This window comes from Nocardia sp. NPDC004718 (genome assembly GCF_053601535.1).
Genome location: NZ_JBSGCA010000004.1, coordinates 33302 through 45161, shown reverse-complemented (window position 1 = coordinate 45161; position 11860 = coordinate 33302). Strand labels below are relative to the sequence as shown.

Genomic DNA, 11860 nt, shown 5'->3' with positions numbered 1-11860 from the left:
GCTCGACCATGGCCGAGAGCACGACTGAGAACCTGTTCCGTGAGTTCTATGGGGCTTCGGAGTTCATCGAGAAGCGCGACATCCCGAAAAAGTTCGGCTTCCAGTCTAAACGGAAGGGATCAGATGATGACGGTTTCCCAGACTTCTTCAAAGATATGGGGCAGTGGCTGATCGTTGTCGAAGCCAAGTCCGGCAAGCCGGGGTCGAAGTCGGATCACACCGCCGCCGAGGTTGACGTGCGGAGCTACATGGCGAACAACGCAGTGCCGCATACCGACATCGTCGGCATCGCAGTGTCGGGTCAGACCCGGGAGTCGCTGCGAGCAACTCACTTCTTTCGCAAAGCCGGAACGGAGGAGGTCGAGGAGCTCGACGACCTGCAGAGTCTAGTAAGCCTGGACACTCTGACGAAGCGGTATGAGGCAGCAGCTCATGGGGACCCTTTGTCGGATGCCGAGTTGCGGCGATTCCTAGTGCGGCTCAACGAGCGGTTCCACAAGGATTCTAGGGTGCGCGACACCGAGCGCTCACTGTTCTTCTCAGCGTTGATGATTGCGCTCGATGACCAGCAGTTTCGAAACGTCTATAAGTCTCAGGGTGTCCCAGAAGACGAGCGGTTGGTAGAGGCTCGGTACCTGAACGACCAGATTGTGGCCGCCGTTAAGCGTCAGCTGTCCAAGAAGGTCAACAGCAAATCGAAGCAGATCGACTGGGAGGACCGCTTCGCGTTCGTTAAGACGGTAGATATCCCGCTCGACGAGTACAAGTCGATCATCCGTGACATCGACGAGCGAGTCCACCAGCCGTCGAAGCGTACGGTAAAGCGCGACATCCTCGGGCGCGCGTACAAGATCTTCCTGTCGCGTGCAGGGAAGGTGGATAACAAGAACATCATCCTGACTCCCGACCACATCAAGACTTTGATGGTCGACTTGGCCAGGCTTGAGCGCGATGATGTAGTTCTCGACACATGCATGGGGTCCGGCGGGTTCCTCATGGATGCAATGGAGCAGTTGGTCGAGAAGGCTCATGGGGACGAAAAGCGGATCGAGCACATCCACGAACATCAGTTGATCGGAATGGAACTCGATCCAATCCTATTCGCGCTGGCTTGTTCGAACATGTTTCTGCACGGTGATGGACGATCTAATCTTCTTTTCAGGGATTCGCTCATCATGCGTGCCAAGACGTTCGCGGTGAGCAAAGCTGACAAGAAGCTACGCGACTACGTGAAGGGTTTGCAGCCGACCAAGTGCGTCATCAACCCGCCGTACGAGAACGACAACCCGATCAACTTCACGATGTCGGCGATTGAGTACCTGGAAGAAGGCGGTCGGCTCGTAATCATCATGCCGAACAACACGCTATCGAAGGGCAGCAACCAGAAGGCGGCTCGAGCGATTCTCTCGAGAGCCCGGCTTGATTTTGTGCTGGACATGCCGCAGCAGTTGTTCTTCGAGCAGGGGCGAGGAGTGAAGACCTCTATCTTCGGCTTCACTAAGACAAGTAACGGGCACGAACACGATGCCTTGGTAACGTTCGTCAACTTGGAAGACGATGGGCACGAAGTGCGCGTCGGTCACGGCCGCCGAGACACTGGTCGATGGTCTGCGATCGCGTCGCGTGTCGCAGGGGCGGTTCGTGACGGCGTGGAAGACGAGGCGACGCGCTCGTGGCGGGCGAGGGTCTTCGATGACAAAGGAACATTGCATGCGCGTGGGGTTCGCCCTAACCCGTGGCCGCAGACCGAATCGCACGACTTGGACGCCGCGATTGCCGACTGGCAAGAGGCCCGGGCGCAGCGCGAGGAAGCACAGAGCACCATGGTTGACATCCTGACGGCTGCTGGGATCGGTGGATTCGATGCCTGAGTGGCCGGCGATACCCCTTCGTACGCTCGTTGTTCAGCATGAACCGGCACTCGTCGTCCCAGCAGCTGACGAAACGGTTCGCTTCGCAGGAGTTCGTTGGTATGGCGCTGGCCTGTTTATCCGAGAGGAACGACAGGGCTCAGAGGTCAAGGGCAAGTGTTACGCGCTGAAGCCGGGAACGTTGATCTACAACCGATTATTCGCTTGGAAGCAGTCATTCGCGGTAGTCAGTGACGACTATCAAGGCGTGGTCGTCTCAAACGAGTTCCCCCAGTTCGACGTGGATACTTCTAGGGCCACGCCGGAGTTTTTGGCTCTCTGCTGCTCGTCGCCTTCCTTCGCCGAAAAGGCGTTGGGCCAGTCCACAGGTTCCGCAGCTGTAAGTCGCAACCGCCTTAAGGAAGCAGACTTTCTTGGGCTTGCCATTGAGTGTCCGCCGATACCGGTACAGGCGAAGGTAATCGAGGTGATAGCTGCCGTTGACCAGTGCGTTCAAGCGTTGGGCGCCGAGGAGTCCTCACTCAGGACTCTGTTGGCTGCGGCGCGACAGTCGATGCTGTCGGCCGCTCCAAAAGTCCCGCTGAGCTCAGTCTGTTCACTCGATGCGACGCTCGTCGACCCGAGAAGCAACGAGTATGCCGACCTACCGCACGTTGGTGTGGACGCCATTGAGAAGGGTACGGGTCGGATCGCCGACGTTCGAAGTGCTCGGGAGGACGGTGTGATAAGCGGCAAGTACCTCTTCAGTGCTCATGACGTGGTCTACGCGAAGATTCGTCCAGGTCTACGGAAAGCGGCGCTTCCTGGATTCGTTGGACTGTGCAGCGCTGATGTGTACCCGCTTGCTCCTCGTGCCGGAGTTCTACCCGAACTCCTGCGTGAAGTTCTACTTGAGGACAGTTTCACAAACCATGTGACCACGCTATCGACGCGCCTGAAGATGCCGAAGGTGAACCGCAAGGAGTTGTTCTCAAGCGTCGTCGCTATGCCTTCGACCGACGACGAAAGGAAGCGGGTGGCGACGGCACTAGAGGGAATTCGCAGGCAGCTCGACGCGGTCGTACGAGAGGCGGACCAACTCAAAACTACGCGTGCGTCCTTGTTGGACGCATTGTTGACGCGAAAAATTGAGGTTTCGATTTAGCGGCCGCTCCCTCCTGGTGTGTCCAATCAGGTATGCTCTATCCGCGGGATGTGTGCCCCTTTGTCTGCCGTCAACGTCATTGAGTTAGTATTAGAAACTTTCTCAAGTAAATCAACTTCGATTCACTCCGTTCGCTGCATTGATGAACTCATTCGAATGGGGTCTTAGGCGAGTCTGCAAGGATGGATGATATTGCCTGACTAGAATCGGTGGCGAGCGTATCTTGGAATTAGTTTTTGTCTTCGGCAACGCAACAGCTTGGTCGCCGAACCGCGGGTTGATCGCCTTTCAGTGAATAACAGGGGTCTGATCAATGTCGTCATCTAAGAAAGCTCCGAGTCATTATGATTGGGTCGAGCAGCAAGGTATAGTTAGCTCGTGATTGCCGCGGTTGTCTTTGATGTCGGAGAGACGCTGGTCGACGAGACTCGGGAGTATGGAACGTGGGCGGACTGGCTTGGCGTGCCCAGGCATACGTTCGCGGCGGCGTTTGGAGCTGTTATCGCAACCGGTCTCGACTACCGGGAGACGTTCCAAATCTTCCGTCCTGGGTTCGATCTGGACGAGGAACGGCAAGCACGAGCTGACGCGGGGCAGGCTGAGTGGTTCGGTGAGGATGACCTCTATCCCGATGTGCGACCTGCGTTGTCGAAGCTGCGGGAGATGGGGATTTGGGTCGGGATTGCCGGGAATCAAACAGTGCGCGCGGGGACTTTGCTCCGGGGGCTGGACCTGCCCGCCGACTTCATCGCTACCTCTGATGACTGGGGTGTGCAAAAGCCTTCGCTCGAGTTTTTCGCCAAGGTTGTCGAGGCGGCGGGCCGACCGGCGGAAGAGATCATCTACGTCGGTGACCGCATCGACAACGATGTCGCTCCCGCGAAACGAGCCGGAATGCGGACGGCCTACCTTCTGAGGGGTCCGTGGGGGTGGATCCACCGCGGCAAGAAGGAAGTCGCTGATCTGTCCGATTGGCAGATCAGCGACCTCAACGAACTGGCGAACATCGTGGTGGCAGAGAATTCTGCTGGCTAGCCGACCAAAGAATTGACGGTCGTATGCCAGTCGTACAACCGGGCGTCGAGCTCTCGGACCGAGGGCAAGGAATCCCACTGTGTGAGCGTTTGGCGCACGGCCTTGATTCGATCCAGCGCAGTCGCGTACCAGTTGCTCGCGAGTAGATCCAAGGCTTCCTCGAGGTATCGGCACGCCTGCTCGGGGTTCTTCTCCAGCACGGCTGCGGCGGCCGCGTCGGCGAGATAGACCGACCTTTGCTTCGCATCCGCATCGGGTAGGACGCTGAGTACTTCCTCCAGGGTCTCGCGCGCTTCGCGGCCTCGGCCGGCGAGGATGAGCGTGTTTCCTTTGAAGCCTGCGAGCCTGACTGGAGAAAACCAGTCGAACCACTCTGGTGACGGATGTGAGTTGCTGTCATGTTCGCCGTAGATTTTCTCGGCGTGATGGATGAGGGCAAGCGCCCGGCGTGGATCACCTAGCCGAGTTTCGACCTCTGCCTCGACAGCGTCCAGCCAAGCCATCGTCTCGGAGTTGGCGTTGCCCCTGCTCGCGAAAGCCCTTGCGGCACGCAGTCGTTCCCGAGCCTCCTCGGCGCGAGTTGCGTCGCCCGAGAACGCTGGTGCGAATGCCATGTGCGCGAGCGCGGCCGCGCCTAGAAGCGAATCTCCGGCTTCGTGCGCAGCTTGAAGTGCGAGTACGAGACTCGGTTGCGCGAGCTCGGGCTGTTGTAGATCGAAGAATCCCAAGCGCCCGGCCAGCAGACTCGATTCCGAGACGGCTCGTGCCAGAACCGTCTTGGCCGCGCCCGATACCCGCGGCAAGAGCTCGAGTCCGAACTGAGCATGCTCGGCGACAAGGCGGTGCAGGCGGGCCGCTGGGGTCGACCAGTACAGGTGGCGATGGGACGCTGTGATCGCGGCGAATTCCTTCGCGACCGAAGCTGGCAGGAGTGATGCGGCTACGCCGAAACCTCTGTGCGCAAACGGAAGTGCGTGCCTGTCCGCGAGCTTCTGACCTGCACGTGAATCGCTCTCCGCTTCCGTCCACGGTGGTGAGAAGCCCAACTCGGTAACCGGCCGCTTGAAGAGCGCCTCCAGTGCCGCCGCGTGGTCGGGGTGTGGCCACGGCGGATTCGCGGATTCCCACCTACGGACCGTTCGGCTGGCGACCTCGATGCGTAGTCCGATCTGACGCGCAGCTTCCGTCACAGCTTCCGCGAGTGCTGTTTGGGATCGAAAGCCGAGCGCCTGCCTGGCCGCGCGGAGTGAAGCGTTCCCTGTCGATGCCATAGGGGCCAGGTTAGTCCACGTAGGGGCCTCTCCCGCAAGGGAATTGCGTATGAAAGTCCTATTGATGTCCCCTCACATGGCCTTTATGCGGACGTTGATTTTTGCGAATCTCAGGAGAGATCTACAGCTGCCGCTCAGCGGAAGCGATGCTCATCCGAGCCGCGGCTGGCCAAAGTCAACGGGAGGGAAGACGGATGGTGGAACAGGATGTCGGCTTGTCAGGAGATGCCCGGCCGCGAATCACGGTCAGCATGTGCGGCGCCGCTTACGCGCGCGGAGTGACCGGCCCCATCGAGCAGGTCATGTGCCTGCTCTGTCAGCGGATGGTGCCAGTGATCGATGGGCGGATCGGGGAGCACCGTACTGATGGGCCGGATACGTGCACATGGACCGGTGTGGAGGTCATCGATGACCGGCCTGCAGAACTGAGGGGAGGTGTGCGTTGACGTCGACCGGTCGCCCCCGGGCCATCGGATTCTTGCGGACGGATATCGCAGGCTCGCATCAGAAATGGTTGGAGACGACAATGCGGAGCTTGGCCAAGCGGCTCGGTTACGACTTGTGCAAAACGATTGCGCTGTCGGCGAAGACGGATGATCCGGTCGGGTTGTTGCTCGATCAGGTCGAGCGGAGTCAGGCGGAGGCGGTCATCGTGCCGGGGCGCGTGCATCTGGATGGTCACATCGAGCGGGTGATGCGGCGGGCCGATGTCATCTTCGATGCCGATGACGTGGAGGCTCGCTGGCCGATTACAGCTGTGATCGATAGGTGGCGTCCCTGACTCCGATTCTTTGTCGGGCTACCGCTTCGCCGTCGGACCACACCGCCCGCCGAAGCGAGCGGATCGGGGAGACCGGCATCCACCACGTCCATCACCGTGGGCAGTAAAGCGGCACGCATCGCATGACCCACACACCAGTTGTGGTGAGTGCGATCCGGTTCGTCATGCTGCCGAGAACTTCGCGGCAGATGCGTGCCGAGGGCGCAGGTCGATCGGCAGGCCGTCGTCGGGGGTGGGGCCGGCGCACCAGGTGAGTGGTACCTGGTAGTCGGCGGGAACGGTCCATTCGTACCGCAGCAGCATTCGGTGCATGATCGACTTCACGGTCATTCCTCCTCTTCACCCCGGGCACCGCGCAGGCCGCCGCGAAGTTCGCCGGTTGACCTCATCGGCATGAGCGCACACTGCGGTTCGCCAGAGCCAGTCGGGTCGGAACGTCAACTCTGACCCTCTGCATAGAAGTAGTGAAGCCCGCACATCGCTGTTGGTAGAGAATCTGCTGAGCCCTCATCCGGGTATCCCAGGAGGGACTCGGCCGTACCGCGGGGCTGCGCGCTGAACGGTTCGGTCGGCGCGGTATGCGGCTGAAGCGGCTCGCCGGGAGATCGGCCATGGCCGGGCTGCTCTCGACCCGCGTGGTGGCCTACCCTTCCACAGCGGACGACCACCGCAGTCGCCGGTATGGTGCGCGCGACGGCCGTGGAGATGAGGCGTGATGACGAGGGAAGAAGGCTTCGATCGTCGGATCGAACCGTTCCGGACGGAGCTGCTGGCGTACTGCTACCGGATGTTGGGCTCGGCGCACGACGCTGAGGACCTGGTCCAAGACACGTATCTGCGGGCGTGGCGGGCGCGGGAGCAGTACGACGAAACGCGTAGCTCACTGCGCACCTGGCTCTACCGGATCGCGACCAACGTCTGCCTGACCGCGCTGCAGACTCGCGGCGGCCGACCGCTGCCATCGGGACTGGTGGCCGCGGCGGATCCGCTCGGGCCGTTCGTGCGGGGAGAGCACGCCGCCTGGCTGCAGCCCTTACCGGATTCGTTGCTGGACAACGCCGATCCGTCCGCGACCGTGATCGATCACAGCAGCCTGCGCTTGGCATTCGCTTCCGCCCTGCAGCACCTGTCGGCGCGTCAGCGCGGTGCGCTGATCCTGCGTGAGGTGCTCAGCTTCTCCGCGGCCGAGACGGCGGAAATTCTCGGCACCACCGTCGTATCGGTGAACAGCTCCCTGCAGCGGGCGCGGACCCGCCTGAAAGAGATCGGGGTCGGGTTGGAACGGGTCCGCGAACCGTCCACGACCGAGCAGCGCGCCTGGGTCGAGCGCTACATGACTGCGTTCGCGCGCGCCGACATCGAGGGCCTCAAGCGTCTGCTCACCGAGGACGTGATTATGGAGATGCCGCCGATGCTCAACTGGTTCTCCGGCCGCGGCAACTACGGCCTGTTCATGGAATGGGTCTTCGAGGCGGCCGGGAAGGACTGGGTTCTCCAGCAGGTCGCCGCCAACGGGGGCCAACCCGGATTCGCCGCCTATCAGCGCGTCGGTGGCCGGTACGAACTGCACACGCTGCAGATCTTCACAGTCACCGCCGAGGGCATCAGCCGGAATTCGGTGTTCCAGGATCCCGAGATTTTCGCGGCTTTCGGCCTGGCGGCCCGACTCGATGCCTAGACCCGAGAGTTTCCTTCCAGCGGCGCGATGAGTTCTGATGCCGCCGCCGGTATGTATTCCCGAGGTCGCCGGAACACTGCAGGCGATCCGACCACCAAGGGAGACTCCGATGTCGAACCATCGCGCCGCAGACGAGGCCGCGATCCAGGCCGTGCTGGCTGATTCCTACAAGGCGTGGGAGGCAGGCGACGCCGACGCCATGGTCGCCAACTACACCGTGGACGCGACTGCCATCATGGCGGGCTCGCTCCGCGACAGTCGTGAGGTGATCCGCCAGAGCATGGCGCTGGCCTTCGCAGGGCCGCTCGCGGGCAGCTCAACCTACAACAAACAGCTCAGCGTCCGCTTCATCGGCGAGGATGCCGCGATCGTCATCAGCGAATCCGCCATCCTGTTCGCCGGCGAGACCGAAGTTCCCACCGACGAGCGCAAGGTGAACGCGACGTGGGTCCTCGAGAAGCGCAACCATCAGTGGCTGATCGCCGCCTATCACAACAGCCCGGTACTGGCGCCTTCCCAGTGAGCCGCGGCGTGAACCAGCCACCGCACTGACTGGACGGCCCTCATCCGCCGATGTGGATGAGGGCCGCCCGTCGCAGGGTGTATCGCGCCCTCGCGCTCTCCTGTGGGTTCGACCTCTCGCCGGAGGGCGCCACGTTCTTCCAGAACCAAGCTACGGCCGCGGCTTCACCGCTACCCACCTGGTGAACTGGTTGGTCACCGCGCTGTACGGGCTCCGGCGGGAGGACCGGGAGGCACGTGCCGCGATGGTGTGCGAGTTCGCCGAGAGTAAGCCGCCGGAGGGCGTCCCTGGGCAGGCCGCCACGGTCATCACCCCGGTACGCGCCGATCGCCGCGGCGATGTCCGCGTTCATGTGTGCGTTCCAGCAGGCGAGCCGGAGCACCCCGTATCCAGCCCGCTAGCCGGTTTCGATGAGCGCGCTATGCGGCTACTCGAGACTGGTGGTAGGGCTTGATCCGGGCCAGGATCGAGTCTCGGTGCCCGGTGGGGGCTACCTATGGCCGTCGGCGGCCGCGGTGAGTCGGTAGGCCAGGACGCGTACGGCGTCTTTGAGGGTGTCGGGGTGTTCGATGACGAACGGGCGATTCAGGCCGGCGAGGACTGGGGGAATCCAGTCGAGTTGTTCGGCCCGGATTCCGACCCGGACCCACGGGCGGGTGTCGGCCGGCGGTGAATCGATCTCGTGCATGGTCGCGATCGTCGCGGGGAGCACCGGGCGGACCTGGCTGAGCGTGCCCTGCACTCGGATGGATACCTCGTGCTGGTAGGGCGCCGTGGCAAGTGCGGACAGCAGGTGAGCTGCCGGCTCGAATCCGGTGGGCGGAGTGAACGTTCCGGGCAGTGTGGTCACCGCGGTGATGCGGTCCACCCGGAACTGGCGTAGTTCGTCACTGTTGCAGTCCTGCCCTGTCAGGTACCACCGGCCGGAGTGGTCGACGAGCCCGTAGGGGTGCACGGTCCGCTCGCTGGGCCGTCCGTTTCGGTCGGTGTACCCGATTGCGACCGGTCGGCGCTCGCGGGTGGCCTCGGCGAGGCGGAGCAGGACGGCGGTCTCGACAGCGACTTCCGGGCGAGCATTGGCGGTGAACTCGACGGTGTTGATCAGTGCGTCCAGCCGGGCCGTCAGGCGGGTGGGCAGGATGCGGCGGAGTTTGGCCGTCGCGCTGTCGGCTGCGCGGGCGGAAGCTGTCGATCGGTCGGCGCCGCGGTTGGTGAGGAGTCCGAGTAACACCGCCACCGCCTCGTCGTCGGTCAGCATCAGCGGCGGCATTCGGTACCCAGGGGCGAGCTGGTAGCCCCCGTAGCGGCCCCGAACCGATCGGACGGGGATATCCAGGTCGGTGAGATGGGTGACGTATCGCCTGACGGTGCGTTCATCGACGCCGAGCCGTCCGGCCAGTTCACCGACGGTATGGGTACCGCCGGCCTGCAACAGCTCGAGCAGGGCCAGCACTCGGGCGGTGGGGCGCGTCATCGGGAAATTCTCGCATCTATACCGGGCGGAAACTGTCCGGTATCGACTCTACCGTGGCATGCGGCGGCGGAACTTCCGCCGCATCCGACAACAGGGAGTACGCGATGAAACTCGTCTCGATCCGTCTGATCACCGATGACATCCACCGGTTGGTCAGCTTCTATCAGCACGTGACCGGTGTCGAAGCCACTTGGGCTACACCGGATTTCGCCGAGATCGTCACGCCAGCCGGCACCCTAGCGATCGGAAGCACCCGCACCGTGGCGCTGTTCGCGGCAGGCAGCGCGCGCCCAGCCGACAACCACACCGCGATCATCGAATTCCTGGTCCCCGATGTCGATGCCGATTACCGGCGGTTGCGGGATGCGGTCGAGGATTTCGTCAACGAGCCCACGACGATGCCGTGGGGGAACCGGTCGTTGCTGTTCCGCGACCCCGACGGCAACCTGATCAACCTCTTCACACCGGTCACCGCGCAAGCCGTCGCAAAGTTCGCCTTTTGACATCCGCTCATCGGCATGAGCGCGCACTCGAGTTGACTGGAGCCAGACGCGTGAAGCGGCAGGGTAGGCGCGACCGTCCGCGGTCGACCGCTGGATACCACGCAGCAGAGGTCATTCGGTTCCGGAACGCGAGCTGAGGGGGTGAGCAGCGCGTTTGACGTGCAGATTTCGACGGCGACGTGGTCGAGTTCCGCTTCAACGTCTGACGCTCTGTGGAAGCTGATTTCGATCGAGGCGGAGAAACCAGTCGGTCGAAAAAGCCACCGTCGGCACACCCACCAGTTCGGGCAGGCACATCGCTGGCTATGTGACGGACTCGCCCATTCGCTCCGCCTGGCCAGGGCCACAACCAACTCACCGAACTCCACTCGAATCGGCTGAAGGCGCCGTCCTCGACCGCTTGGGGGCTCTGCCTTCCGTGTTCGGCGCCAGACGAAGACTCATGCTGGTGGCGACTCTGTTGAGCGCCCGGTAGGACGTACCGGGCGGCCGACTCGCGGGGGTCCCGGGGGTGACAGGTGAACCTCGATCAGTGATGGACGGCTCCGCCCGATCCGCGCTGCGGCTAGACGGGCTGGCGGGTTTCGTCGAGACCTGCGATGCCCTCGGCGAAGCTGACGGTGGGCTCGTACTTCAGCTCGTGGCGGGCCAGGGTGATGTCGTATCGCCTCGGCAGGGCCAGGAATTCGATCTCGAATCGGGTCAGTGGCGGACGCCCGGGTAGCGGCAGGGTGGACCAGAGCCATTCGGCGGCACGGGCGAGGGCGAATAGCGGCCCGGACGGGACCGACCGAGTCGGCATCGACGCACCATGCGCAGCGAGTACGCCGGTCAGAAACTCGTGGACCGGCATCGGCTCGGCGTTGGTGATGAGATACGTGCCGCCGGGCGTGCCCTCGCTCAGCGCGGCGGCGACAGCGGCGGCAACGTTGTCGACGTGGACATGTTCGAAACTTGCCCTGCCGTGGTCGATCAGGGGCAGCCTGCCGGCGCGGGCGCGGGTGGCCAGGTCGGCCAGCTGCCCCGAACCCGGACCCCAGATGAAGGTGGGCCGCAGCACGATCGTCTCGATCACATCCGCGTGCGCGCGGATCAGGTGTTCGGCGGCGAGTTTCGCTTGGCCGTAGCGCGAGCTGGGCACGGCCGGGGTGGGCTGGGATTCGGTGATGTCGAGCAGCGGCCGACCGTCCTGCAGCACCGATTCACTGCTGATATAGACGAATCGGCGTACACCGTGCCGTACGGCCGCAGCCAGCACATCGCGCGTGCCCTCCACGATCGCCTCGTCGAGGGCACGCTGAGGAGCCCACGTCGACACCAGCCCCGCGGCATGAACGACGACGTCGATCCCGGCCAGCCGATCTTCCCAGGCCGCCACGTCCTCGAGGCTGCCCGGCACGACGGTTGTATGCGGAATGCGCCTGCCCGTGCCCCGGACCAACGTCGATACGTCGTGTCCGTCGGCCACGAGCCGATTCACCACGCGTCGCCCCAAAAACCCGGTAGCACCCGTAAGCAGCACGTTCATCGCTATCTACCCTTCTCGAAAGTAACTTGACCAGTCATCATAGTATGATCGT

11 protein-coding genes are annotated in these 11860 nt (G+C 62.9%); 7 read left to right on the top strand and 4 right to left on the bottom strand.

The features are described 5' to 3' along the window. The first annotated feature begins 8 nt into the window (after positions 1-8). The 3 genes from ACWEH3_RS04825 (at position 9) to ACWEH3_RS04815 (ending at position 4050) form a co-directional block, all read left to right on the top strand. On the top strand, positions 9-1871 hold the full coding sequence (locus tag ACWEH3_RS04825; RefSeq protein ID WP_450022518.1) for an HsdM family class I SAM-dependent methyltransferase: 1863 nt from the start codon (positions 9-11) through the stop codon (positions 1869-1871). Next, a complete protein-coding gene (locus tag ACWEH3_RS04820) occupies positions 1864-3015 on the top strand; it encodes a restriction endonuclease subunit S (protein ID WP_450022520.1) in 1152 nt (383 codons plus the stop codon). Before ACWEH3_RS04825 ends, ACWEH3_RS04820 begins: the two co-directional genes overlap by 8 nt. A gap of 378 nt (positions 3016-3393) precedes the next feature. Beyond that, positions 3394-4050, top strand: coding sequence for an HAD family hydrolase (locus ACWEH3_RS04815; RefSeq protein ID WP_450022522.1), 657 nt, complete (start codon positions 3394-3396; stop codon positions 4048-4050). Here the strand turns inward: ACWEH3_RS04815 and ACWEH3_RS04810 are convergent. Continuing rightward, a complete protein-coding gene (locus ACWEH3_RS04810) occupies positions 4047-5321 on the bottom strand; it encodes a hypothetical protein (protein WP_450022524.1) in 1275 nt (424 codons plus the stop codon). The two genes, ACWEH3_RS04815 and ACWEH3_RS04810, sit on opposite strands and share 4 nt — an antisense overlap. A gap of 535 nt (positions 5322-5856) precedes the next feature. On the opposite strand from ACWEH3_RS04810, the gene ACWEH3_RS04805 reads away from it, so the two are divergent. After that, positions 5857-6102 carry a hypothetical protein gene (locus tag ACWEH3_RS04805; protein ID WP_350909553.1) on the top strand — a complete coding sequence of 82 codons (246 nt, stop codon included), beginning with the start codon at positions 5857-5859 and terminating at the stop codon, positions 6100-6102. A gap of 162 nt (positions 6103-6264) precedes the next feature. On the opposite strand, the gene ACWEH3_RS04800 is transcribed toward ACWEH3_RS04805, so the two are convergent. Then, positions 6265-6432 (bottom strand): hypothetical protein, encoded by a 168-nt coding sequence (locus ACWEH3_RS04800; RefSeq protein WP_450022526.1) that lies wholly within the window; start codon positions 6430-6432, stop codon positions 6265-6267. A gap of 385 nt (positions 6433-6817) precedes the next feature. Between ACWEH3_RS04800 and ACWEH3_RS04795 the strand changes: the two genes are divergently transcribed. Continuing rightward, positions 6818-7780 (top strand): sigma-70 family RNA polymerase sigma factor, encoded by a 963-nt coding sequence (locus ACWEH3_RS04795; protein WP_450022528.1) that lies wholly within the window; start codon positions 6818-6820, stop codon positions 7778-7780. Between the two features lie 109 nt (positions 7781-7889). Continuing rightward, on the top strand, positions 7890-8303 hold the full coding sequence (locus ACWEH3_RS04790) for an SgcJ/EcaC family oxidoreductase (protein WP_364435262.1): 414 nt from the start codon (positions 7890-7892) through the stop codon (positions 8301-8303). A 490-nt stretch (positions 8304-8793) separates the two neighbouring features. Here ACWEH3_RS04790 and ACWEH3_RS04785 read toward each other — a convergent pair whose 3' ends face one another. Then, positions 8794-9777: a helix-turn-helix transcriptional regulator gene (locus ACWEH3_RS04785; RefSeq protein ID WP_450022531.1), complete on the bottom strand. Its 984-nt coding sequence runs from the start codon at positions 9775-9777 to the stop codon at positions 8794-8796. 104 nt (positions 9778-9881) lie between these two features. On the opposite strand from ACWEH3_RS04785, the gene ACWEH3_RS04780 reads away from it, so the two are divergent. Next, entirely contained in the window at positions 9882-10280 is a 399-nt protein-coding gene (locus tag ACWEH3_RS04780) for a VOC family protein (RefSeq protein WP_450022533.1), read from the top strand. 565 nt (positions 10281-10845) lie between these two features. On the opposite strand, the gene ACWEH3_RS04775 is transcribed toward ACWEH3_RS04780, so the two are convergent. Then, entirely contained in the window at positions 10846-11808 is a 963-nt protein-coding gene (locus ACWEH3_RS04775; RefSeq protein WP_450022535.1) for an NAD-dependent epimerase/dehydratase family protein, read from the bottom strand. Between the last annotated feature and the right edge of the window lie 52 nt (positions 11809-11860).